Origin of the sequence: Roseicyclus persicicus (assembly GCF_012395815.1) — a bacterium.
GTDB classification, from domain to species: Bacteria; Pseudomonadota; Alphaproteobacteria; order Rhodobacterales; family Rhodobacteraceae; genus Roseicyclus; species Roseicyclus persicicus.
The window spans coordinates 217,402-240,128 of sequence record NZ_JAAZQQ010000006.1 but is presented as its reverse complement, the minus strand read 5'-3'; the positions used below and the strand labels follow the sequence as shown (position 1 = coordinate 240,128).

Annotated in this window: 19 protein-coding genes; 7 read left to right on the top strand and 12 right to left on the bottom strand. The window is 71.6% G+C overall.

Annotated elements, in window-relative coordinates; translation table 11 throughout:
- Positions 1–19: 19 nt before the first annotated feature.
- The 6 genes from HCU73_RS16510 to hemB form a co-directional block, all read right to left on the bottom strand.
- Complete coding sequence (locus tag HCU73_RS16510) at positions 20–967, bottom strand: alpha/beta fold hydrolase (protein ID WP_168624581.1); 948 nt, start codon at positions 965–967, stop codon at positions 20–22.
- The gene (locus HCU73_RS16505; RefSeq protein WP_168624580.1) at positions 964–1,908 is read right to left on the bottom strand and encodes a homoserine O-succinyltransferase; all 945 of its coding nucleotides are present in this window, start codon (positions 1,906–1,908) and stop codon (positions 964–966) included. The genes HCU73_RS16510 and HCU73_RS16505 overlap by 4 nt, the downstream gene beginning before the upstream one ends.
- Positions 1,909–1,938: 30 nt before the next feature.
- Complete coding sequence (locus tag HCU73_RS16500) at positions 1,939–2,817, bottom strand: ATPase (RefSeq protein ID WP_168624579.1); 879 nt, start codon at positions 2,815–2,817, stop codon at positions 1,939–1,941.
- A gap of 177 nt (positions 2,818–2,994) precedes the next feature.
- Positions 2,995–5,478 carry a penicillin acylase family protein gene (locus tag HCU73_RS16495; RefSeq protein WP_168624578.1) on the bottom strand — a complete coding sequence of 828 codons (2,484 nt, stop codon included), beginning with the start codon at positions 5,476–5,478 and terminating at the stop codon, positions 2,995–2,997.
- A gap of 85 nt (positions 5,479–5,563) precedes the next feature.
- Positions 5,564–6,121, bottom strand: coding sequence for a lipid-binding SYLF domain-containing protein (locus HCU73_RS16490; RefSeq protein ID WP_168624577.1), 558 nt, complete (start codon positions 6,119–6,121; stop codon positions 5,564–5,566).
- A 135-nt stretch (positions 6,122–6,256) separates the two neighbouring features.
- Positions 6,257–7,249 (bottom strand): porphobilinogen synthase, encoded by a 993-nt coding sequence (gene hemB / locus HCU73_RS16485; RefSeq protein ID WP_168624576.1) that lies wholly within the window; start codon positions 7,247–7,249, stop codon positions 6,257–6,259.
- Between the two features lie 352 nt (positions 7,250–7,601).
- Between hemB and HCU73_RS16480 the strand changes: the two genes are divergently transcribed.
- The gene (locus tag HCU73_RS16480; RefSeq protein WP_168624575.1) at positions 7,602–8,120 is read left to right on the top strand and encodes a component of SufBCD complex; all 519 of its coding nucleotides are present in this window, start codon (positions 7,602–7,604) and stop codon (positions 8,118–8,120) included.
- A 40-nt stretch (positions 8,121–8,160) separates the two neighbouring features.
- Complete coding sequence (gene mfd, locus HCU73_RS16475) at positions 8,161–11,613, top strand: transcription-repair coupling factor (RefSeq protein WP_168624574.1); 3,453 nt, start codon at positions 8,161–8,163, stop codon at positions 11,611–11,613.
- Positions 11,614–11,712: 99 nt separating this feature from the next.
- On the opposite strand, the gene HCU73_RS16470 is transcribed toward mfd, so the two are convergent.
- The 3 genes from HCU73_RS16470 to HCU73_RS16460 form a co-directional block, all read right to left on the bottom strand.
- Positions 11,713–12,921, bottom strand: a complete 1,209-nt coding sequence (locus HCU73_RS16470; RefSeq protein ID WP_168624573.1) for a multidrug effflux MFS transporter — start codon at positions 12,919–12,921, stop codon at positions 11,713–11,715.
- A 61-nt stretch (positions 12,922–12,982) separates the two neighbouring features.
- Entirely contained in the window at positions 12,983–13,627 is a 645-nt protein-coding gene (locus HCU73_RS16465) for a DsbA family oxidoreductase (RefSeq protein WP_168624572.1), read from the bottom strand.
- Entirely contained in the window at positions 13,624–15,105 is a 1,482-nt protein-coding gene (locus HCU73_RS16460; protein WP_168624571.1) for a class I adenylate-forming enzyme family protein, read from the bottom strand. The genes HCU73_RS16465 and HCU73_RS16460 overlap by 4 nt, the downstream gene beginning before the upstream one ends.
- A 66-nt stretch (positions 15,106–15,171) precedes the next feature.
- Here HCU73_RS16460 and HCU73_RS16455 point away from each other — a divergent pair, with 66 nt between their 5' ends.
- Together HCU73_RS16455 and HCU73_RS16450 are read left to right on the top strand one after the other, a co-directional pair.
- A complete protein-coding gene (locus HCU73_RS16455) occupies positions 15,172–15,789 on the top strand; it encodes a helix-turn-helix domain-containing protein (RefSeq protein WP_168624570.1) in 618 nt (205 codons plus the stop codon).
- Between the two features lie 96 nt (positions 15,790–15,885).
- A complete protein-coding gene (locus tag HCU73_RS16450) occupies positions 15,886–16,212 on the top strand; it encodes a hypothetical protein (RefSeq protein ID WP_168624569.1) in 327 nt (108 codons plus the stop codon).
- Positions 16,213–16,224: 12 nt separating this feature from the next.
- Here HCU73_RS16450 and HCU73_RS16445 read toward each other — a convergent pair whose 3' ends face one another.
- Positions 16,225–17,259, bottom strand: coding sequence for a patatin-like phospholipase family protein (locus HCU73_RS16445; protein WP_168624568.1), 1,035 nt, complete (start codon positions 17,257–17,259; stop codon positions 16,225–16,227).
- Between the two features lie 60 nt (positions 17,260–17,319).
- On the bottom strand, positions 17,320–17,940 hold the full coding sequence (locus HCU73_RS16440) for a thiamine phosphate synthase (protein ID WP_168624567.1): 621 nt from the start codon (positions 17,938–17,940) through the stop codon (positions 17,320–17,322).
- A 161-nt stretch (positions 17,941–18,101) separates the two neighbouring features.
- Here HCU73_RS16440 and HCU73_RS16435 point away from each other — a divergent pair, with 161 nt between their 5' ends.
- The 3 genes from HCU73_RS16435 to HCU73_RS16425 all read left to right on the top strand — a co-directional run bounded on the left by HCU73_RS16435 (position 18,102) and on the right by HCU73_RS16425 (position 21,728).
- Entirely contained in the window at positions 18,102–18,863 is a 762-nt protein-coding gene (locus tag HCU73_RS16435; RefSeq protein ID WP_168624566.1) for an RNA methyltransferase, read from the top strand.
- A 256-nt stretch (positions 18,864–19,119) separates the two neighbouring features.
- Positions 19,120–20,262: a heme A synthase gene (gene ctaA / locus HCU73_RS16430; protein WP_168624565.1), complete on the top strand. Its 1,143-nt coding sequence runs from the start codon at positions 19,120–19,122 to the stop codon at positions 20,260–20,262.
- On the top strand, positions 20,259–21,728 hold the full coding sequence (locus tag HCU73_RS16425; protein WP_168624564.1) for a carboxypeptidase M32: 1,470 nt from the start codon (positions 20,259–20,261) through the stop codon (positions 21,726–21,728). Before ctaA ends, HCU73_RS16425 begins: the two co-directional genes overlap by 4 nt.
- Here HCU73_RS16425 and HCU73_RS16420 read toward each other — a convergent pair.
- A complete protein-coding gene (locus HCU73_RS16420) occupies positions 21,723–22,682 on the bottom strand; it encodes a glucokinase (protein WP_168624563.1) in 960 nt (319 codons plus the stop codon). The two genes, HCU73_RS16425 and HCU73_RS16420, sit on opposite strands and share 6 nt — an antisense overlap.
- Between the last annotated feature and the right edge of the window lie 45 nt (positions 22,683–22,727).

Here is a 22,727-nt window from a genome sequence, read left to right as displayed (position 1 = left end):
CACTAGGCCCCCGCCCGGCTCAGCGCAATCCGGCCCGCGCGGCGGCCCGGTCGATGGCGGCGACCACGATGTCGGGCTCGGCGAAGTGCGGCGAATGGCCGACACCCTCCATCACCACCAGGTTCGCGCCCGCGATCTGGCGCGACAGCGGCTCGGAATGGATCGTCAGCCACACGGTCGTGTCGCGGTCGCCGTGCAGGATCTCCACCGGCAGGTCGAGGGCGGCGTAGTCGGGCACCATCCGCGTGACCTCGGCCAGGATTCCCGCGCGCTGCAGCGCGTTCTCGCGCAGCGCGCGCCGCTGCAGCGTCAGGCCGGCGCCGATGTAGTCGACATAGCCCGGCGGCGTCGGCTGCGGGGCGAAGACGCTGGCGATGGTGTCGGTGACGACGTGGTCGGGCACCCAGGCGGTCAGGACCGGCACCGCGAAGACCTGCCCCAGCGGGTGCGACAGGACGCGGTAATAGGTGGAGAGCGGCGTGTCCCAGGGGTTCGACGCGGCGGCGAGCAGGATCAGCCCAGCCGTCGCCTCGGAGTGGCGCGTGGCCCAGGCCAGCGCGACGGCGCCGCCGTAGGAATGGCCCAGCACCAGCGGGCGCTCGACGCCCAGCTGCGCCACCGCCCGCACCAGGATGTCGGCCTGCTCGAAGATCGTCGCCCCGTCGCGGTCGAGCCGGTCGGAATGGCCGAGGCCCGGGCGGTCCACCACGGTGACGCGGTAGCGGTCGGTCAGGCGGCCCACCAGGTCCAGCGTGAAATCCCGCATGTTGCCGCTGGCGCCGTGGATCAGCACGAGGTCGGGGCCCGTGCCCGCCTGCAGGATGTGCAGCCGCACGCCGTCGACGGTGACGAACCGGCCCAGCGGCGGATGCTGCACCACCGCGCGTGCCTCGTGGCGGGCGGCCTTCCACAGGGTCACGCCCCAGAAGGCCGCCAGCAGCCCGAGCAGGATCAGCGCGATCTTCATGCCCGCCAGTCGGTCGAGCGCTGCCCGATCTCGGCCATGTCGAAGGGCGTGGTCAGGTACACCTCGGAGACCCAGTTGCCGTAGAGCAGATGCGCGTGGCTGCGCCAGCGGTTCAGCGGCATCCGCGAGGGGTCGTCATCGGGGTAGTAGTTGCGCGGCACGTTGATGGGCGTGCCGCCCGCCACGTCGCGGTCGTATTCCTGTTTCAGCGTATCGCTGTCGTATTCGAAGTGGTTGAAGATGTAGAGCGCCCGGTGCGCCCGGTCCTCGACCAGGCAGGGCCCCACCTCGGGCGAGCCGATCAGCGTGGTCAGCCCCGGCACCGCGTCGATCTCGGCCTGGCGCATCTCGGTCCAGCGGCTGACGGGGATGATGAACTCGTCGGAAAAGCCGCGCAGGTAGGGCGAGGCGGGCTCCAGCACCTTGTGGCGGAAACAGCCGAACGCCTTGTGGTCCAGCATGTGCTTCTCGACGCCGTGGAAGTGGTTGATCATCGCCATCCCGCCCCAGCAGACGCCGAAGGTCGAATGGACATGGGCCTGCGTCCAGTCGAAGACCTGGGTCAGCTCGTCCCAGTAGGTGACGGCCTCGAAGGGCAGGTGCTCGATCGGCGCGCCGGTGATGATCAGGCCGTCGAACTTCTCGCCGCTGTCGGCCACCTCGGCGAAGGGGCGGTAGAATTCCTCCATGTGCTCGGCGGCGGTGTTGCGGGTCTCGTGGTCCGTCATGCGGATCAGCGACAGCTCGACCTGCAGCGGCGTGGCGCCGATCAGGCGCGCGAACTGCGTCTCGGTCTGGATCTTCTTGGGCATCAGGTTCAGCAGCCCGATGCGGATCGGCCGGATGTCCTGCCGGTCGGCCGCGTCGGCGCCCATCACCATCACGCCCTCGCGCCGGAGCACGGTGAAGGCGGGCAGCGTCGTGGGCAGCTTGATCGGCATCGGGGGATCCTTGTCGCTGGAAAGCCGGAGTTAGGGGCGCGCGGCGGCCCTGCCAAGGGCGGCGGCGACCATGGCGACGGCATCGGCCGCGTCGCGCACCGCCTCGACCTCGGCCGCGGTGACGGTCACGCCCCAGTTCCGCGCCATCGCGGCATAGAGCGGCGCCCGGTGCGCCATGGCGCGGCGGTAGGCGTGGCGGATGAAGGCGTCGGGGTCGGCGGTCTCGGCGGTCACGCCCTGCGCGTCGAGCCAGGCCTGCCACAGGGGCAGCAGGAACTCGGGCTTGTAGTACATCGGCTTGGGGTCGCGCTCGAAGCGGCGGATCAGCTCGGCGGTGTGGCTTTCGGGGCCCTCGATCCAGACCATCAGGCAGGTGCCCGACAGGGTGCGCAGCACCTCGTCGGCCGGGTCGTCGGGGTCCACCACCTCGCAGATCGAACCGCCGGTGTCGGCGATGAAATGCGGGTAGCCGTAGAGGTCGCGGGCCCGCGCGATGAAGGAGGGTGTATCCAGAAGCGCGTTGATCTCGGCCCGGCGGTGCAGGGCCTGCCGGCGCATGTATTCGTCGAAGGGCAGGCCGCCCCTGGCCGGATCGCCGGGCTTGCCGAGGAAGGTCGAGAGCGGCGCGAGGTTGCCGAAGGAGATGTTGGACGAGATGTAGATCGAATCCGACCTGAGCAGTTCCGCGAGGAACGGCACCTGCATCGCCTGCCGCTTGAGGTTGTCGTTGATGTGCTCGCCCATGTAGGCGGTGCCGATGCGGTAGTCGATCGAGTAGTGATACCAGTCGCCCGCCCCGCGCAGGAGCGCGGCCAGCCGGGTTTTGCCGAGGCCCGACATGCCGAACACGGCGAGGCGCTTGTCGGGGGCCGCCTCCCAGGCGGCGGGGCTGTCGTAGAGAAGGGGCATGGGCGGCCTCGGGCGAGGGATGTCTCGGGGGTGCTGATAGCGCAGCTGGCGGTGGGGTGCAAAAGCCTTGCAAGGCTTTTGCCAGCCTTTTGCAAAAGGCTGGGGCCGGTCTTGCAAGACCGGCGGAAGGACCTTGCAAGGTCCTTCCGGCAGATCCTTGCAAGGATCTGCCGTGCCTCACTCCTGCGGGGTCAGGACCGTGACGCCGATGTTGCCGGCCCGCGCCAGCTCGGGGTCGAGCGACATCGGGATGTAGTCGCCCCGCCGCCACAGCTCGCCCAGGTCGTCGTAGTGGCGCGACAGGGGATTGCCCGACTGCCCCGTGGCGATCACGAAGACCGAGCTGTCGGGGTCGGCGAAGTCGTAGACGCCGCGGTAGCCCGCCGCGTGGATGTTGAGGAACGGGTCGGGCATCGTGCCCGGCGTCGCACCGCGGTTCAGGGTGAAGTCGCCGCCCGAGGTCGGCTGGCGGATGTTCACCAGCCACGAGAACAGCCGCGTCTGACCCAGCACCGGGTGGTCGTGGCGGGCCTCGTGCGCCGCGCCCCAGCGCCAGCTTTCCAGGTCGCTGCCGTAGCGTTCCTCCAGCGCCTGCAGCGCGTCGTCGAGCGCAAGCCGCGCGATGTCGGTGCAGGTCTCCTCGGCGGTCGAGGGGGCGACGTCGCACCAGGCGCTCGCGCCGCCGATGTCGCGGAAGACGCGCTCGAGGAAGATCGGCTCGACCGACTGGAACTCGTCGGCGAGCGGGCCGATCTCGTCGCGGATCAGGCGCTGCTGCAGCTCGCGCATCCAGGCGGCGTAGATCAGCGGTTCCGGCAGGTGCTCGTTCATCTCGCCGTTCCACTCGGCGAGCAGCGCCAGCGCCCGCTGCCGGCGCCGCTCGGGCGTGCCGGCCGCGGCGGTCTCGCCGGTGAACCACAGGTCGCGCGCCACCAGCGGCAGGATGTTGCGCGCCGCCGCCGACACGGTGTCGAGCTGCGCCTCGATGAAGCTGTCGCGGGTGTGGACGTCGCGCGCCTCCATCAGCCGGGTCAGCCGGGTGATGCGCTGGGTGTCGCCCCAGGCGAAGGACACGTGCAGCGGGAAGTCGCGGTCCACCGTCTTGTTGTTGGTGTTGCCCAGGATGCCGCTTTCGGGGTCGAGGAAGGTGGGATTGGCGAAATACTGCGTCACGCCCTGCCAGCGGTTGGTGTCGATCCAGCCGGGTGAGGGCATCCGCGCCTGCGTCTGGTGCGCCGTCATGCGCCAGGGCATGTGGCCGATCACCTGCATCGCGATGCGCCCGTCGGCCGAGGCCAGCATCAGGTTCTGCGCCGGGGCCACGAAATCCTCGCCCGCCTCCAGCGCCTCCTCGATCGTGCCCGCCCGCATAAGGCGCAGCCCGGTCTGGATCGAGGTGTTCTCGTCGGTCAGCGCGGTCCAGGCCATCGCCATGACATGACCGGGCGGGGTGACGGTGCCGAAGCCGTAGTGGCTGCCGGGGATCACCGGGCCGTTCTCGGTCCAGCGGCGGGTGATGGTGACGGGCTCGGCTCCGGCGACCTCGATCACCCGGCGGTCGGTGCGGAACTCGGCCCAGCCGTCGGGCGTGCGGTACTGGGTGACGTCGTCGGGGTTCAGCTCCTCGACGTAGAGGTCGATGTCGTCGAGGTAGGCCGAGGTGATCCCCCAGGCCAGCCGCTCGGACCGCCCCGCGAGGATCACCGGCATCCCCGGGATCGTGGCGCCGATCACCCCGCCGGTTTCCAGCTCCAGCCGCGCGAGATACCAGATCGAGGGCGCGGTCAGGCCCAGGTGCGGGTCATTGGCCAGGAGCGCCCCGGAGGCGGCCGCGCGGGCCGGGGTGGCGGCGAAGACGTTGGAGGCCCCGGCGCCCGTCCGGCCCAGCACGTTGGGGTGCAGCGGGTGGCGCGGGGCCGTCCCGGTCTCGGCAAAGCGGGGCAGGGCGCTGTCGAACAGGCCGCGATAGTCGGTCAGCCCGGCGATCTCGGCCACGCCCGCGCCCGGCGCGTCGGGCATCAGGTCGCGCAGCCGGTCGGGATCGTCGAGAGCCAGCGACAGGCGCGCGCGCAGCACCTCGTCCTCGTGGTGGAACGCCACCTGCAGCGCCATCATGAAGGTCACCGCGACGCTGTCGGCGGGCCGCCAGGGCGCGATATCGGGCTCGAACAGGAACAGTTCCGGCGCGCCGCGCCCCAGCGCCTCCTCGCCCACCAGCCGGAGCCACGCGTTCACCCCCGCCGCGTAGGCCTCGAGCGCGGCCAGCGTCTCGGGCTCCAGCACCGCGACCGAGTCGGTGGCGAGCTGGTAGACGTCGAGCCGCCGGATCAGGTCGTCGATCTGCAGCGTCGGCTCGCCGAACAGCTCCGACAGCTGCCCCTGCGCGGTGCGCCGCATCATCAGCATCTGCCACAGCCGGTCCTGCGCATGGGCGACGCCGAGGCCGTAGAACACGTCGGCGTCGGTCTGCCCGAAGATGTGCGGCACCGCGGCGGTGTTGCGCACGATCTCGACCGGCGCGGCCAGCCCCGGCACCGTCCACTCGGCGTCGTAGTCGGGGATCGAGCGCGACCCGATCCACCAGGCCGCCAGCACCACGGCAACCGTCAGGGCGACGGCGACCGAGACCAGTCGGACGAGCCAGCGGAGCAGGAGAGCCATGGTCCCTCGGGTGCGCGATTCACCGGGGCACAGCTACCGCAGGCCCGCGGGAATGCAAACCTCTGCCGTGGGGTCGGCGCCCCGGTCAGGGAATGATGCGGGTGTAGCGCGTGCCGTCCAGCGTGGCGCCCACGATCAGGCCGGCCTGGCCGTAGATCACAGCGATCACCGGGTCCGACAGGGTGGTGGTGTCCGCGCCCAGGTTGGCGCCGCGGTCGTTGATCGCGTAGCGCACGTCGCCGCCCACCGCCCAGCCGGGCGAGGTGCGGAACTCGCGCAGCGCGGCCTCGGTCATGAAGAACAGGGTGTGGGCGTATTGCTGCGCACCGATCTGCAGGCCGAAGGTGCCGGACACGGCCGAGTAGTAGTCCACCGTGACCCCGTTGATGCGCAGCGCGCCGCGCCCGTAGGAGCCGCCGAAGCCGAAGCCCGCCTCGGTCACCAGCGGCATCACGAGGATGCCGGCGGCGTCCATGGCCAGGTCGCGGGTGCCGGGCACCTCGGTGTACATGAACTCGATCGCGGAATCGACGCGGCCGTCGATCCGGGCGGCACCGCCGGAGTTGATGCCGTTGCCGCAGGCGGCGAGCAGCGGCAGGGACGTGCCGGTGATCACGAAATGACGACGGGTGAGCTTGCTCATCGGGGGCCTCATGCCGGGTTGCCTCAGGGGGGCGGGTCGTTTCACGCCCGCGGATTATGTCACAGGATACGCCGATCCGGCCGCCCTGTCACCCGGCAAAGCACCACACTTGGCGGTCTGCCGCCGATCCGCCCGCTACCCGTTGAGGATCCTGGCGACGCGCGGCGCGAAATAGGTCAGCACCCCGTCGCAGCCCGCCCGGCGGAAGCACATCAGGCTTTCCAGCATCACCTTTTCGCCCTGGATCCAGCCATTGGCGGCGGCGGCCTCGATCATCGCGTATTCGCCGCTGACCTGGTAGGCGTAGGTCGGCGCGCCGAAGCGGTCCTTCACCTCGCGCACCATGTCGAGGTAGGGCAGGCCGGGCTTGACCATCACCATGTCGGCGCCTTCCATCAGGTCGCGTTCGACGCAACGGAGCGCGGCCAGCCGGTTGGCCGGGTCGATCTGGTAGGTGAACTTGTCGCCCTTGAGCGCGCCGGACGCGCCCACCGCGTCGCGGAACGGCCCGTAGAAGGCGCTGGCGAACTTGGCCGCGTAGGACATGATCGTCACGTTGGAGTGGCCGTTCTCCTCCAGCGCCGCCCGGATCGCGCCGATGCGGCCGTCCATCATGTCGGACGGGCCGAGGATGTCGGCACCCGCCTCGGCCTGCGCCAGCGCCATCTTCACCAGCGCCTCGACGGTTTCGTCGTTCACGATCACGCCGTCGCGGACGATCCCGTCGTGGCCGTTGATGTTGTAGGGGTCGAGCGCGATGTCGGTCATGATCGCGATCTCGATGCCGGCGTCGCGGATCGCCTTGATCGCGCGGTTCGACAGGTTGTCGGGGTTCCACGCCTCTTCGCAGAGCTCGGTCTTCAGCGCGGGGTCGGTGTAGGGAAACAGGCAGATCGCCGGGATGCCGAGCGAGGCCGCCTCGCGCGCCGCCTCGACGATCCTGTCGACGCTGCGCCGCACCACGCCCGGCATGGAGGCCACGGGTTCCTCGATGCCCTGCCCGTCGCGCACGAAGACCGGCCAGATCAGGTCGTTCACGCTGAGCTCGTTCTCCCGCACCAGGTTGCGCAGCGCGGCGCTGGCGCGGACGCGGCGGTGGCGGGTCATGGGAAAGGGGGCCTGGGGCATGGCGGGGTCTTTCGTGTCGTCTCTCGGGGGATAGCGGTGACATGGGGGGCGGCCAAGGACAAGGGCGCAGGTTGTCCCGGCTTGCCGGGATGACAACTGGGGGGCGTGTCCCGGCTTGCCGGGACGACAACGGGGGGCGTGTCCCGGCTTGCCGGGGGGCATGGGGCGGACGTGTCCCGGCTTGCCCGGAGGACGGCGCAGGGCCGTGTTTCCCCGACCGCCAGGGGCCGCCCGGGGGCCGGTCGGGCCGCGCCCCATGGCCGCGGCGCGCGGGTGCGCTTCTGGGCTGGAAACCCCCGCACCCCGCCGCTAGGGTGCCCGCCACGAAACCGGAGCAGTCGGGCGGCCCATCTTGGATTTCTTCGATCTCGTCACAGAGGTGATCGATTTCAGGTCGTTCTCGAACCTGTGGTACTGGATCGTGCTCGCCATCCTGTGGTCGACCCTGTCGCACTGGGTGCTGGGCATCCCCTATCATCTGGTCCAGCGCGCCCGCCGCGGCGACGCCGAAAGCCTGCGCGACCTCTACGCGCTGGCCGAGATCAACAGCCGCCGCATCCTGGGCTTCGCGGACCTGTCGGGCACGGGCTTCGTCGCGGCCTCGGCCTTCGTGCTGTCCTCGCTGGCCGTGCTGGGCTGGGGCTACCGGGTGGAATTCGCGCAGGCCGTGATCCTGCTCCTCATGCCGCTGATCCTGGTGACGGCGCTGACCGTGCACACCGCGCGCCGGCTGCACGACAGCGGCTTCGAGCGGCTGGAGATCCGGCTGCGCAACCACCGGCTGATGGTGCAGGGCATGGGAATCGTGTTCATCTTCGTCACCGCCTTCTGGGGCATGTACACGAACGTCACCTTCACCCCGCTGCGCTAGTGTCTTGACACCGGGCCCCCGCGGCGTAGGTCACGCGGCCATGGTCCAGACGCCCACCCACATCCTCGCCTCGGGCGCGCCCGAGGGCTTCGACGCCACGCTGGTGCTCAAGGAACTGGCGCAGGGCGGCGGCGTGCCCGTGGTGCATGTCGCCCGCGACGACAAGCGGCTGGCCGCGATGGCCCGCGCGCTGGCCTTCTTCGACCCGACCGTGCCGGTCCTGACCTTCCCGGGCTGGGATTGCCTGTCCTACGACCGCGTGTCGCCCAACCCCGAGATCTCGGCCATGCGCATGGCGACGCTCGCGGGGCTGGCGGCGGGCGTGACCGGGCCCTTCGTCCTGCTGACGACGCTGAACGCCGCCACGCAATACGTGCCCGCGCGCGACCTGCTGCGCCGGTCGGCCTTCGTCGCCACGGTGGGCGGGCAGGTCGACGAGGCGGGGCTCAAGGATTTCCTGGTGCGCATGGGCTTCGTGCAGGCGCCCACGGTGACGGAACCCGGCGACTACGCGGTGCGCGGCGGCATCATCGACGTCTGGCCGCCGGGCGAGAGCGGGCCGGTGCGGCTCGACCTGTTCGGTGACGTGCTGGACGGCGCGCGGCGCTTCGACCCGGTCAGCCAGCGCACCACCGAGAAGCTGACCCGGGTGGAGCTGGCGCCTGTGTCCGAGGTGATCCTCGACGAGGCGTCGATCACCCGGTTCCGCCAGAACTACCGCATCGAATTCGGCGCGGCGGGCACCGACGACCCGCTGTATGAAGCGGTCAGCGCGGGCCGCAAGCACCAGGGGGTGGAGCACTGGCTGCCGTTCTTCCACGAGCGGCTGGAGACGCTGTTCGACTACCTGCCCGGCGCGCGGATCACGCTGGACGACCAGGCGACACCGCAGCGCCTGTCGCGGTGGGACGCGATCGCCGACCAGTACGACACCCGCAAGACCGCCCTGACCCAGAAGGGGCGGATGGACACGGTCTACAAGCCGGTGCCGCCGCAGCTGCTGTATCTCGACGATGCCGCCTGGGGCCGCGCCACGGCCGATCACCGCGTGGTGCAGTTCTCGCCCATCGCCGCCGCGCCGGGGCCGGGCGTCATCAACGCGGGCGGGCGCATCGGGCGCAGCTTCGCGCCCGAGCGCCAGAACGAGAACCTGAGCCTGTTCGGGGCCTTGGCCGACCACGTGAAGGCAATGCGCGAAGACAGCGCCGTGATCATCGCGTCCTGGTCCGAGGGCGCGCGGGAACGGCTGCACGGGCTGCTGGAGGACCAGGGCCTCGCCGATGCCCGGCTGATCGACGACGCGCGCGACATCGGCGGCAAGGGGACGCTGTCGCTGGCGGTCTGGCCGCTGGAGGAGGGGTTCACCGGCGGCGGGCTGACCGTGATCTCGGAGCAGGACGTGCTGGGCGACCGGCTGATCCGGCCCAAGCGCAAGACCAAGCGCGCCGAGAACTACCTGACCGAGGCGCAGTCGCTGTCACCGGGCGACCTCGTTGTCCATGTCGACCACGGGGTCGGGCGCTACAAGGGCCTCGAGACCGTCACCGCGATGGGCGCGCCGCACGAGTGCCTGTTGCTGGAGTATGCGGGCGGCGACCGGCTGTACCTGCCGGTCGAGAACATCGAGCTTCTCAGCCGCTACGGCCATGACGAGGGGCTGCTCGACAAGCTCGGCGGGGGCGCGTGGCAGGCCAAGAAGGCGCGGCTGAAGGAACGGCTGCGCCAGATCGCGGACAAGCTGATCCGCATCGCGGCCGAGCGGGAACTGCGCGCGGCGCCCATCCTCGAACCCCCCGGCGACATGTGGGAGGCCTTCTGCGCGCGGTTTCCCTACGAGGAGACCGACGACCAGCTGGCGGCCATCGCCGACGTGCTGACCGACCTCGAGGTGGGCCGGCCGATGGACCGGCTGGTGGTGGGCGACGTGGGCTTCGGCAAGACCGAGGTCGCCATGCGCGCGGCCTTCGTCGCGGCGGCGCAGGGGCTGCAGGTGGCCGTGATCGCGCCGACCACGCTGCTCGCGCGCCAGCACGCCAAGACCTTCGCCGACCGCTTCCGCGGCTTTCCCGTGGTGGTCCGGCAGCTGAGCCGTTTCGTGCCCCAGAAACAGGCCAACGAGACGCGGGCGGGGCTGGCGGACGGGTCGGTCGACATCGTGATCGGCACCCATGCGCTGCTGGCCAAGGGGGTGCGGTTCAAGTCGCTGGGCCTGCTGATCGTGGACGAGGAACAGCGCTTCGGCGTGACCCACAAGGAACGGCTGAAGGAGATGCGCTCGGACGTGCATGTCCTGACCCTGTCGGCGACGCCGATCCCGCGCACGCTGCAGATGTCGCTGTCGGGCGTGCGCGACCTGTCGATGATCGGCACGCCGCCGGTCGACCGGCTGGCGATCCGCACCTACGTGTCCGAGTTCGACGCGGTGACGATCCGCGAGGCGCTCCTGCGCGAGCATTACCGCGGCGGGCAGTCCTTCTACGTGGTGCCGCGGATCGAGGACCTGCCCGAGATCGAGGAATTCCTGCGCGCGCAGGTGCCCGAGGTGACCTTCGTCGTCGCCCATGGCCAGATGGCGGCCGGCGAGCTCGACGACCGGATGAACGCCTTCTACGACGGGAAATACGACGTGCTGCTGGCCACGACCATCGTGGAATCCGGCATCGACATCCCGACCGCGAACACGATGGTCATCCACCGCGCCGACATGTTCGGGCTGGCGCAGCTCTACCAGATCCGGGGCCGCGTGGGCCGCGCCAAGACGCGGGCCTATGCCTACCTGACGACCAAGCCGCGGGCCAAGCTGACGCCGGCGGCGGAGAAGCGGCTGCGCGTGCTGGGCAGCCTCGACAGCCTCGGGGCGGGGTTCACCATCGCCAGCCAGGACCTCGACATCCGGGGCGCGGGCAACATCGTGGGCGAGGAGCAGTCGGGGCATGTCCGCGAGGTGGGCTTCGAGCTGTACCAGTCGATGCTGGAGGAGGCGATCGCGCGGATCCGATCGGGCGAGGCCGAGGGGCTGCCCGAGGACGGGCAGTGGTCGCCGACGATCAACCTCGGGGTTCCGGTGCTGATCCCCGAGGACTACGTGCCGGACCTCGACGTGCGGCTGGGGCTCTATCGCCGGCTGTCGCAGCTGGAGACCAAGGTGGAGTTGGAGGGCTTTGCCGCCGAGCTGATCGACCGGTTCGGGTCGCTGCCGAAGGAGGTGAACACGCTGCTCCTCGTCGTGCGGATCAAGGCGATGTGCAAGCGCGCCCATATCGCGCGGCTCGATGCCGGGCCGAAGGGGGCGACGGTGCAGTTCCACATGGACAAGTTCCCCAACCCCGCGGGGCTGGTGGCCTTCGTGCAGAACCAGAAAGGGCTGGCCAAGGTGAAGGACAACAAGATCGTGGTCCGCCACGACTGGGCGAGCGAGGCCGACAAGATCAAGGGCGCCTTCGCCATCGCCCGCGACCTCGCGCTGCAGGCCGAGGGCAAGGCGGCGGCCTGAGGGCGCAAGGCTCTTGCAAGAGCCTTGCCACCGCCTTGCAAGGCGGTGCCCCGCGATTTGCAAATCGCGGGCAAGCCTCTTGCAAGAGGCTTGCGCGGGTCAGGCCGGGTCGCGCGGCATCCACCGCATCACCAGCGCGCCGGTGGCCGAAAGCGCCGCGGCGCTGGCCACCAGCGGCAGGGGCGTGCCGTCGAAGAACTGGCCGATGAGCGCGCCGAGCGCCGCGCCCCCCACCGTGGCAAGCGCGCCCATGACCGAGGCGGCCATGCCGGCGATGTGGCCCAGCGGCTCCAGCGCCAGCGCGTTGAGGTTGCCGATGGTGAAGCCGGCCAGCGCGAAAACCGTGCAGGACCACAGGAACACCACCCAGAATTCCGCCGGCCCGAGGGCGCCCTTGGCCAGCAGCGTGGCCACCGCGACCGAGCCCGCCATCTGCGTCGCCAGCGCGCGCCGCACCAGCGGCCGCATCCCCAGCCGGACCACCAGCGTGCCGTTGATCGGCGCGGCCGGCGCGGCCACCGCCGCGATCAGCGCGAACCAGTAGGGGAAGCTGTCGGCGCGGCCGTAGGTCTCGTCGAAGATCGGCTGGATCGACGAGATGGTGCCGAACAGGATGCCGAAGACCAGCGTCTGCACCAGGATCGACAGCTGCATCTGCCGCAGCCGCAGGGTTTCGGCCAGCGCCGCGCGCAGGGGCGCGAGGCGGAAGGGGCGGCGCGCGTCCGGCGGCAGGGTCTCGGGCTGGCGCAGCATCAGCCAGCCGACCGAGACGACCGAGAAGGCAAGGAAGGCGAGGAAGATCGCGCGCCAGCCGAAGCCCCAGATGATCGCCGCCCCGATCATCGGCGCCACGGCGGGGAAGATCGTGAAGATCAGCATGGCGAAGCTGACGATCTGCGCCATCTGCCGGCCCGAATAGAGGTCGCGGATGATCGCGGTCGCCACCACCCGCGGGCCCGCGGCGCCAAGGCCCTGCAGGAGCCGCGCGGCGAGCAGGAGCTCGAGCGAGGGCGCGGCCCAGGCCAGCACCGCGCCGGTGACGTAGAGCGCGGCGCCCCCCAGCATCACCGGCTTGCGGCCGAAGGTGTCGGACAGCGGGCCGGTGAACAGCGTGCCGACGCCGAGGCCGAGCACGAAGCTCGTCAGCACGAGCTGGGCGAGGTTCGGCGCGGCGGGGGTCAGCGCGGCCGCGATCTCGGGCAGGGCCGGCAGCATCGCGTCGATGGAGAAGGCGACCGTGGCGAAGATCATGCCCATCAGGGCGATGAACTCGGCGCGCGACAGCCGGGGCTGCGCCGCCCCGCTCATGCGCGCGCGCCCCGCGGCGGGCGTTGCCCCCGAAGGGCGTATTTGGGGAAAGATGAAGGGGTCACGACTGGTCGGCCAGCTGGCCCGCGATCTCGTCGATGACGTCGAGCCACAGCTGCGTGGGCTGGGCGCCGCTGAGCACGTGCTGGTTGGCGAGCACGAAGGTCGGAACGCCGGTGACGCCGCGGCGGCGGGCGTGGGCGTCGCGGGCGGCGATGTCGGCGGCGTCGGCGTCGCCCGCCAGCAGCGTCTCGATCATCGCGCGGTCGAGGCCCGCGCCGGCGGCGATGTCGGCCAGCGTGGCGGGGTCGCCGATGTCCTGCCCGTCGACGAAATAGGCCTTGAACAGCGCGAGGGCGACGGGGGTCTGGCGCCCCTCGATCCCGGCCCAGTGGATCAGGCGGTGGGCGTCCAGCGTGTTGGGCGTGCGCGGGATCCGGTCGAGGTGGAGGGTGAGACCCGCCGCCTCGGCGTGCTGTGCCACGGGGAGGTAGGCGCGCACCGCGCCCTCCTGCCCGCCGAACTTGGCCTCGAGGTAGGCGCGGCGGTCAATGCCGCCGGGGGGCATGTCGGGGTTGAGCTGGAACGGGTGCCACTCGATCGCCAGCGGGTGCTCGGGCCGGGCCTCGAGCGCGCGGGCGAGGTTGGTCCAGCCGATGTAGCACCAGGGGCAGATCGGGTCGGAGAGGATGTCGAGCTTGATCATGTCCGGTCCTTCAGGAGGCGGGCCAGCGCCCGGCGGTCGAGCTTGCCGTTGGGCGAGCGGGGCAGGGCGGGCAGCGGGATGTAGAGGCGGGGCTGCTTGTAGCGGGCGAGGCGGGCCTCGGCCAGCGCCGCGAGCGCGGCGGGGTCGGCCGGGCCGGTGAAGGCCAGCGCGATGACCTCCGTGTGTGCCTTGACCGCGACGGCGCAGGCCGCGCAGTCGGCTAGGCCCGGGGCGGACTGGAGCGCGGCCTCGATCTCGAGTGGCGAGACGCGGAAGCCGCCGGTGGTCAGCAGGTCGTCGCGCCGGCCGTGGTAGCGCAGCGCGCCGTCGGGGTCGGCGGACACCAGGTCGCCGGTCAGGAACCAGTCGCCGGTGAGGGGCAGCGCCGGGGCGCCGTCCGTCAGGTAGCCCAGCATCAGGCCCGGGTCGCCGCGGTGGATGGCGAGGATGCCGGTCTCGCCCTGCGCCACCGGCGTGCCGTCCTCGGCCAGGATCGCCACGCGGCGGCCGGGCTGGGGGTAGCCGAGCGTGCCCGCGGGCGCGGGGCGGCCGGGGCTGCCCGAGACGAAGGTGGAGCATTCCGACATCCCGAGCGCCTCGTGGATCGCGGTGCCGGTCGCGTCCTGCCAGCGGGCGCGGAGGCTCTCGGGCAGTTTCTCGCCCGCGGCCAGCGCGTGGCGGAGTTTCGGCAGGGCGAGGGGGGTGTCGCCGTGCAGCAACTTGCGGAACACGCCGGGCGCGGCGGCGAACAGGGTCGCGTCGTGGCGCCGGAGCAGGAGCCCCAGCGCCTCGGGCGCGGTGCCCGGGGCGGGGATCAGGGCGGTCGCGCCGATCGCCCAGGGGTCGAGCAGCCCGGTGCCCAGCGTGAAGGTCCAGTTGAAGGCCCCCGCGTGCAGCACCCGGTCGGCGGGCCGGAGGCCGTACCAGCCGTCCCACATCATCCGCCGCGCCCAGACCGCGCGGTGGGCGTGGGCCACGGGCTTGGGCGCGCCCGAGGAGCCGGAGGTGAACACGAGGTAGGCCAGCCGGTCGGGGTCGCCCATCGCGTAGTCGGCCGGCGCGTGATCCATCAGCGCGTCGAGGTCGGTCATGACCGGGCAGGGCGGGGCGGAGGGCAGGGTGACGCCCGGGGCGGCGAGGATCGCGGCGGGCGCGACCAGCGGCGTGATCCGGTCGAGCTCGGGCACGGTCAGCCCCTCGGCGGTCGGGACCGGGATTAGCCCCGCCGTCACGCAGCCGAGGAAGGCCACCGGAAAGGCCGGCGTGTTGCCGATCCGCAGGAGCACCCGGTCGCCGGGCCGGAGCCCGCGCGCCAGGAGCCCGCCCGCCAGCCCGCGCACCGCCGCCTCGAGCCGGGCGAAGCTCCAGCGTTCGGCGCGCGCCGGGCCGAGCACGGCCAGCGCGATCTTGTCGGGCGTGGCGCGGCCCGCCGCCAGCACGGTGTCGGCGAGGTTGAAGGGGGTGGGGCAGGGCTCCATCCCCTTCGCTTAAGCGGCGCCCGCGCAGGTTGCAAGGCACGGGGGCGCTTGCTACATCGCCGAGCCATGAAGGACGAGCCGAGCCTGATCCGCCTTGCCCGCGAAAGCGGCGACAGCGCCCCGCCGCAGCCCGTGGACCTGGGGCTGCGGGTGCGCGAGCTGCGCCGCGCGCGGGACTGGACGCTGGAGCAGGCGGCGAGCCACGCGGGGCTGGCGCGGTCGACCCTGTCCAAGATCGAGAACGGGCAGATGTCGCCCACCTACGAGGCGCTCAAGAAGCTGGCGCAGGGGCTGGGCATCACGGTGCCGCAGCTGTTCACGCCGCCCTCGCAGGCGCAGGTCAACGGCCGCATGGCGGTGACGCGCGGCGGCGAGGGGCAGGCGCACCCGACCGCCACCTACGAGCACGAGTTGCTGGCCGGCGCCCTGACCCGCAAGGCGATGCTGCCCTACCGCGCCCGCATCCGCGCCCGCAGCTTCGAGGAATTCGACGGCTGGGTGCGCCACGACGGGGAGGAGTTCCTCTACGTCCTGACCGGGGTGGTGCGTCTGATGACCGAATTCTACGCCCCCGTCGACCTGCGCCGCGGCGACAGCGCCTATTACGACGCCTCGATGGGGCACAACGTGATCTCGCTCTCCGAGGATGACGCGACGATCCTGTGGGTGACCTCGCTGGGCTGAGGGGGGGGCGGGCTCTGGGTGAGCACGCAACCGGTTGTGTCCTGCCGCGATCCTGCTACAATCACGGCCAAAATCATCACAAGAACGAGCAGGTCCATGAAATACATCCCCGTCCTCGCCGTCGGCGCCCTCGCGGCCGTCGCCACCCCCGCCGCAGCCGATGTCAACGTGATGCTCGGCGGCACCGTCACCTTCGGCGCCAACCGCGGCACCGAGCTGGGCGTGTCGCTCCGGCTCCTCGAGAACAACCGGCGCGACGAGAGCACGCTGGGCGCCGGCGTGACCTATTTCCCGCAGAGCAACACCGTCGGCATCGACGTGTTCGCCGGCTACCTGATGGATCACAGCGTGTTCGGCCTCGGCTACGACCTCGTGCAGGGCACGCCGGTGATGAGCTTCGGCTACGTCGACACCGAGGAGTGAGCGGTCCGGCCGCTAGCCGAACATCGCCCTGAGATCGACGCTGCTGCCGACGCCCACCTGCCCGAGATGGGCGTCGAGGAACCCGTCCGCCGCCGCGCGGCCGGCTTCGAACAGCTGGTGCAGCACGGCGGGCACCGGCACGATCTTGGTCGCCACCGACAGCTGCCGCATCAGCGCGTCGTCGGCGATCATGTGCACGTGGATCCGCTTCATCTGGCCCTCGCCGATGCGGCCCTCGGACAAGAGGCGCTGCACGAAGTCGATGGCGCGCAGCTCGCGCAGGAGCGAGGAGTTGAAGCTGATCTCGTTGATCCGGTTCTGGATCGCGCGCGCCGAGGTCGGCAGCTCCTCGCGCAGGAGCGGGTTGATGTTCACCACCACGATGTCGGACGGCAGTTCGGGCGCGAAGAGCGGGAACAGGGCCGGGTTGCCGGTGTAGCCGCCATCCCAGTAGGCCTCGACGCGGCCGGGTTCAGGGTCCTCGATCTCGACCGCGCGGAACAGGGTCGGCAGGCAGGCCGAGGCGAGGATCGCGTCGGGCGTGATCTCGGGGCCGGAAAAGACGCGGATCTTGCCGGTGCGCACGTTGGTCGCGCAGATCGAGAAGGCGGGGCCGGGCTGCCCGCAGACGGCGTCGTAGCGCAGCTTGCGAACCACGCGCTCCAGCGGATTGCTGTAGAAGGGCCCCGAGGCGTAGGGGCTGACCACCCGTGACAGCCCGTCGCCGACCGCGAAGGGCCAGGACGCCTCGATCGCGGCGCTGACGGCCATGGGGGACACGGCCGCGAGCCAGGGCGCGAGGCGGTCGTCGGTGATCGCGCCGACCTGTTCCCAGACCCAGGCGAGGTTGTCGCGCGCGGCGCTGCGCCCGCCGGTGACGAGGCCCGCCTTGAGCGCCGCGCCGTTCAGCGCGCCGGCCGAGGTGCCGGACAGGCCCGCGATCTCCAGCTCGTCGGTTTCCAGCAGCCGGTCGAGCACGCCCCAGGTGAAGGCGCCGTGCGCGCCGCCGCCCTGCAGCGCGAGCGTGATCGGTTTCGGGCTGGGCATGGGCCGGTCTCCTTGCGCCGTCTGCACGGGACCAGAGATAGGGGCCCGGGCCGGGCTGTCCTAGCGGATGGGCGCGATCAGGCGACGGAGCGCGGCCACCGCGTCGTCCTCGCGCCAGATTTCCGGGCCGATCGCGAAGAAATCGGTCACCGGGGCGAAGGCTTCGATCAGCGCGGTGTCGAGCGCGCCCTCGGCCACCACGGGCAGCTCGATCATCTGCGACCACCAGGCGAAGAGGTCGTGCTCGGCCCGTGGGCCCTGCGCCAGCGGGCTGTCGCCGATGGGCCCGAAGGCGATGTAATCCGCGCCCGCCTCGCCCGCGTTCATGCCGTCGTGGCGCGAGGCGCCGCAGAAGGCGCCGACGATGGCGTCTGCCCCGAGCGCCTTGCGCGTCGCCCGCACGCTGCGGGCGCCGTCGGTCAGGTGCACGCCGTCGAGGCCGAGGCGCTCCACCAGCCCGGCATGGCCGGTCACGACCAGCGGCACGTCGCGGGCATGGGCCACCTCGCGCAGCGCGTCGGCGGCGCGGGCAAGGTCGTCCTCGTCGTCGGCCACCAGCGCGAGGCGCAGGCAGGCGACGGGCTCGGCGTCGATCACGGCCGCGAGGCGCGGCAGGAAGGCGTCGAGATCGAAGGCGGCGGGGGTGACGAGGTAGAGGTTCGGCTGGTCGGTGTCGGACATGGGCGGGGCTTCCTCGGGCTTGGCGCGCCTGATAGCGGCCGGGGGCGGGCGGGGCAATGGGGCGCTTGCCTGGGCGGGCGCGGGCTGGGGGGCGCTTGCCGGGGCGGGCGCGGGCGGGGGGGCGCTTGCCGCCGCGCCGGGCCTGCGCTATCGCCGCGGCCATGACAGATACGCCCGAGACCCGCCAGCCGAACTTCATCCTCGTCCGCCCGCAGATGGGCGAGAACATCGGCGCGGCCGCGCGGGGGATGTGGAACTTCGGCCTCGACCGGATGCGGGTCGTCGCGCCCCGCGACGGCTGGCCGAACGAGCGCGCGGTGGCGCTGGCCTCGGGGGCCGGGCGGCTTCTGGACCACGCGGGGATGTTCGACGACGTGTCCGCGGCGGTGGCCGACTGCACCTATGTCTTCGCCACCACGGCGCGGCCGCGGGGGATCACCCTGCCGGTGGTCACGCCCGAGCGCGCGATGCAACAAGCCCGCGCCATGCTGGCCGAGGGGGGGCGCGTGGGCGTGCTGTTCGGGCCCGAGCGGTCGGGGCTGGAGAACGAGGACATCGCGCGGGCGAACGCGATCATCACGGTGCCGGTGAACCCGGAGTTCCCGTCGATCAACCTGGCGCAATGCGTGCTGCTCTGCGCCTACGAGTTCCGCCGGGCCGAGGACGCCACGCCGCCCGAGGTGCTGGAGATGGCGCGCACGCGGCTGGCCACCCACGCCGAGGTGACGGCGCTGGCCGACCATGCCGAGGCGCGGCTGGAGGAGGCCGGGTTCTTCTTTCCCGAAGACAAGGCCGAGCGGATGCGGCGGAACCTGCGGCAGGTCTGGAGCCGGCTGCCCCTGACCGAGGCGGACGTGCAGACCTTTCACGGGATGCTGCGCCAGATGGTCCGCTGGGCCGAGGGGAAGCGGCGCGGGCGCTGAAGCTTCGGCGTGTTTCGCCCGCTGCGCGGGCGACCCGCCGGGGGCTTTGCCCCCGGACCCCCCGTATCTTGCAGCGTGATGGCGCAGGCGGAGGGATTGGCGGAGAGCGCCCGGGGGCCAGCCCCCGGACCCCCGGAGTATTTGCCAAGCAAAGATGAGGGGGCGTCGCGCGCGGATGGGCAGGATGCCGCGGTCGCTTGAAGGGGTGGGGGTGGCGGGATAGGTCTGGGCGCGGACGAGAGACGGGGAGCAGCCCATGGCACAGAAGCGCAGCATCTTCGAAGAGGTCGGCGAGACGCAGCGGCCGGCGGCGACGCCGGGCGGCGTGACGCGGGACCGGGGGCGGGCGCGGGCGCGCGTGCGGGGCTGGCTGATGGTGCTGTTCGCGCTGGTGGTGACGATGGTCGCCGTGGGCGGGCTGACGCGGCTGACGGATTCGGGGCTGTCGATCACGGAATGGGCGCCCTTGTCGGGCGCGATCCCGCCGCTGAGTGCCGAGGACTGGGCGCGCGAGTTCGACGCCTACCGCCAGATCCCGGAATACCAGCTGCAGAACCGGGGCATGAGCCTGGACGAGTTCAAGGTGATCTACTGGTGGGAATGGGGGCACCGACAGCTGGGCCGGGTGATCGGGCTGGTCTGGGCGATCGGGTTCTTCGGGCTGCTGGCGACGAGGAACATCCCGCCGGGCTGGACCGGGCGGCTGTTCCTCTTGGGCGTGCTGGGCGGGGCGCAAGGCGCCATCGGCTGGTGGATGGTGCATTCGGGGCTGCAGGAGGGGATGCTGGACGTGGCGTCCTACCGGCTGGCGACGCACCTGGGCCTTGCCTTCCTGATCCTGGGGCTGATCGCCTGGTACATCTTCAAGCTCGGCCGCGAGGAGGCGCAGCTGATGCAGGCCCGCCGCGACGGGGACCGCAAGCTGAAGGGGATGGCCACGGGCCTGTTGCACCTGTCCTTCCTGCAGATCGTGATCGGCGCGCTGGTCGCCGGCATCGACGCGGGCCGCAACTACATCGACTGGCCGCTGATGGCGGGGGGCTTCCTGCCGCCCAATTTCTGGGTGCTGGAGCCCGGCTGGCGCAACCTGTTCGAGAATGACGGCACGGTGCAGTTCATCCACCGGATGGTGGGCTACCTGGTGTTCCTTCTGGCCATCGGGGCGTGGGTCGCCTCGCGCCGGACGGCGCGGGTGGCGACGAAGCGGGCCTTCGACTGGGTGGCGGTGATGGTCTTCGGGCAGGTGGTGCTGGGGATCGTGACGGTGATGCATTCCTCGCCCTGGTACATCGCGATCTGGCACCAGCTGGGCGCGGTGGCGGTGCTGGTGCTGGTGCTGCGCGCACGGTTCCTGTCGATGTACCCGTTGCCGCAGAGTGTGAAGGGGGCCAAGGCATGAGCGCGGTGCAGGAGCTGCTGGCGTTCCAGCGCGAGACGGAAGCGCTGTCGCAGGTCATGGGCCGGCTGGGCTGGGACCAGGAAACGATGATGCCCCGCGGCGCGGCCGAGCAGCGCGGCGAGGAGATGGCGGCGCTGGAGGGGGTGCTGCACGCGCGGCGCACCGATCCGCGGATCGGCGACTGGCTGGCGGCAGCGGAGGCTGCCACCGAGGAGGAGGCCGCGCAGCTGAGGCTGATCCGGCGGAGCTACGACCGGACGCGCAAGGTGCCGGCGCGGCTCGCGGCCGAGATCGCGCGGGTGACCTCGGTTGCGCAGGGGAAATGGGCGGCGGCGCGGAAGGCGCAGGATCTGCAGGGGTTCCTGCCGGTGCTGGGGCAGGTGATCGACCTCAGGCGCGAGGAGGCGGCGGCGCTCGCCGACGGCGGGGACGCCTATGACGCGCTCCTCGACGGCTACGAGCCCGGCATCACCGGGGCCGAGATCGCGGCGCTGTTCGACCGGATGCGGCCGCGGATCGTGGCCTTGCGCGAGGCGCTGATGGCGGCCCCGCCCGCGCCCCAGCTGACCGGGCATTTCCCGCGCGACCAGCAGCGCGCGTTGGCCGAGGAGGTGGCGGTGGCCTTCGGCTACGACCTGGCCCGTGGCCGGATCGACGAGGCGGTGCACCCGTTTTCCTCGGGTTCGCACAATGACGTGCGGATCACGACGCGGGTGGACGAGGCGGAGCCGCTCGGCTGCATCTACTCCACGATCCACGAGGTGGGCCACGCGGGCTACGAGCAGAACGTGGCGCAGGGGTATGGCCTCAGCGTGCTGGGGCAGGGCGTGTCGATGGGCGTGCACGAGAGCCAGAGCCGGATCTACGAGAACCAGCTGGGCCGATCGCCGGCCTTCTGCGGGTGGCTCCATGGCCGGATGGTGGACCGGTTCGGCAAGCTGTCGGTCGGCGGCCCCGAGGACTTTGCCCGCGCGGTGAACCGGGTGGCCTCGGGCTACATCCGCACCGAGGCGGACGAGGTGCATTACAACCTGCATATCATGCTGCGGTTTGACCTTGAACGGGCGCTGATGCGGGGCGACCTGACGCTGGCCGACCTGGAGGCCGCGTGGAACGACCGCTTCCACGCCGATTTCGGGGTGGCGGTGGACAGGCCGTCGAACGGCGTGCTGCAGGACGTGCACTGGCCGGTGGGGCTGTTCGGGTATTTCCCGACCTACAGCCTTGGCAATGTCTACGCGGGCTGCCTGCACGCCGCGCTGCGGGACGCGATGCCGGACCTCGACGACCGGCTGGCGGAGGGGAACCTTGCGCCGGCGCTTGGCTGGCTGCGGGAGCGGGTGCAGACCCATGGCGCGCTGCGCGAGCCGCGGGCGACCATCGAACACGCGACCGGCGCGGCCGTCAGCGAGGCGCCGCTGCTCGATTACCTCGAGGCCAAGTTCGGGGCGCTTTACGGCCTATAGCTTGGACAGGTGCGAGGCGCAGCCGGTCAGCGCGGCGTAGTCGTCGCGCACCACGAAGACGCCGAACTGGCCCATGAACTCGGTGAAGCGGCCCTTGGACCGCAGCGCCTCGGCAAAGCCGAAGCGGTCGAAATAGGGGGCGAAGGCCCGGGTGACGCCGCCGATCAGGTAGATGCCGCCAAAGGGCAGATGCGACAGCGCGAGGTCGCCCACGACCGTGCCCGTGACGCGCACGAAGGCGGCGCAGGTCGCCTCGGCGGCCGCATCGCCCGCGGCGATGGCGGCCATGATCTCGGACGGTTCCGCCTCGACCCCGTGCAGCACGCGGTGCAGGTAGCGGATGCCGCGGCCCGACAGCACCTCCTCCACGGAGGCGAAGCCGAAATCGCGGACCATGGCGTCGGTCAGCGCCGCCATCTCGCCGCACAGCGCGGGCAGGCTGACGTGGCCGGCCTCGGACGGCGGGACGAAGCGGCCGCCCGGCGTCTCGAACACCGGGCAGGCGTTGAAGCCGGTGCCAAGCCCGATCACCAGCCGCGTGGCATGGGCCGGCACCTCGGGCTGGGGCAGCACCGCGTCGAGGTCGGCGGCGTCGATGTGGCCGATGGCGTGGCCCTGCGCCTGCAGGTCGTTCAGCACCGCGACCCGGTCGGCGCTGAGGGCGCGGGCGAGGGTGGCGCGGTCGATGGTCCAGTCGAGGTTCGTAAGCTCGGCCACCCCGTCATGCACCGGCCCCGCGGCGGCGACGCAGGCGCCGGTGATCTGGCCGCTTTCGACGCCGGTCTCGGACAGGTAGCGCGCCAGCACCGCCGACAGGTCGGGATGCGCGGCATTGGCATAGCGCGTGACCGTGGCGCGGTCGACCACCGGCCCGCGGGCCAGCGCCACGCGGGTGTTGGTGCCGCCGATGTCGGCCACCAGGCTGAGGCCCGTCTCGCCCGTCAGATCGCCCATGATGCCCGCCCCGGTTGCCCTGCCGTCCCGCGCGCCCTGCGCGTC

What these genes read in the sequence shown, in the direction of transcription:
- HCU73_RS16510 (WP_168624581.1), bottom strand. Translation starts at nt 967, where the DNA reads ATGAAGATCGCGCTGATCCTGCTCGGGCTGCTGGCGGCCTTCTGGGGC.
- hemB (WP_168624576.1), bottom strand. Translation starts at nt 7,249, where the DNA reads ATGCCCCAGGCCCCCTTTCCCATGACCCGCCACCGCCGCGTCCGCGCC.
- HCU73_RS16500 (WP_168624579.1), bottom strand. Translation starts at nt 2,817, where the DNA reads ATGCCCCTTCTCTACGACAGCCCCGCCGCCTGGGAGGCGGCCCCCGAC.
- HCU73_RS16490 (WP_168624577.1), bottom strand. Translation starts at nt 6,121, where the DNA reads ATGAGCAAGCTCACCCGTCGTCATTTCGTGATCACCGGCACGTCCCTG.
- HCU73_RS16450 (WP_168624569.1), top strand. Translation starts at nt 15,886, where the DNA reads ATGAAATACATCCCCGTCCTCGCCGTCGGCGCCCTCGCGGCCGTCGCC.
- HCU73_RS16460 (WP_168624571.1), bottom strand. Translation starts at nt 15,105, where the DNA reads ATGGAGCCCTGCCCCACCCCCTTCAACCTCGCCGACACCGTGCTGGCG.
- HCU73_RS16470 (WP_168624573.1), bottom strand. Translation starts at nt 12,921, where the DNA reads ATGAGCGGGGCGGCGCAGCCCCGGCTGTCGCGCGCCGAGTTCATCGCC.
- mfd (WP_168624574.1), top strand. Translation starts at nt 8,161, where the DNA reads ATGGTCCAGACGCCCACCCACATCCTCGCCTCGGGCGCGCCCGAGGGC.
- ctaA (WP_168624565.1), top strand. Translation starts at nt 19,120, where the DNA reads ATGGCACAGAAGCGCAGCATCTTCGAAGAGGTCGGCGAGACGCAGCGG.
- HCU73_RS16420 (WP_168624563.1), bottom strand. Translation starts at nt 22,682, where the DNA reads ATGGGCGATCTGACGGGCGAGACGGGCCTCAGCCTGGTGGCCGACATC.
- HCU73_RS16505 (WP_168624580.1), bottom strand. Translation starts at nt 1,908, where the DNA reads ATGCCGATCAAGCTGCCCACGACGCTGCCCGCCTTCACCGTGCTCCGG.
- HCU73_RS16455 (WP_168624570.1), top strand. Translation starts at nt 15,172, where the DNA reads ATGAAGGACGAGCCGAGCCTGATCCGCCTTGCCCGCGAAAGCGGCGAC.
- HCU73_RS16465 (WP_168624572.1), bottom strand. Translation starts at nt 13,627, where the DNA reads ATGATCAAGCTCGACATCCTCTCCGACCCGATCTGCCCCTGGTGCTAC.
- HCU73_RS16495 (WP_168624578.1), bottom strand. Translation starts at nt 5,478, where the DNA reads ATGGCTCTCCTGCTCCGCTGGCTCGTCCGACTGGTCTCGGTCGCCGTC.
- HCU73_RS16440 (WP_168624567.1), bottom strand. Translation starts at nt 17,940, where the DNA reads ATGTCCGACACCGACCAGCCGAACCTCTACCTCGTCACCCCCGCCGCC.
- HCU73_RS16445 (WP_168624568.1), bottom strand. Translation starts at nt 17,259, where the DNA reads ATGCCCAGCCCGAAACCGATCACGCTCGCGCTGCAGGGCGGCGGCGCG.
- HCU73_RS16435 (WP_168624566.1), top strand. Translation starts at nt 18,102, where the DNA reads ATGACAGATACGCCCGAGACCCGCCAGCCGAACTTCATCCTCGTCCGC.
- HCU73_RS16425 (WP_168624564.1), top strand. Translation starts at nt 20,259, where the DNA reads ATGAGCGCGGTGCAGGAGCTGCTGGCGTTCCAGCGCGAGACGGAAGCG.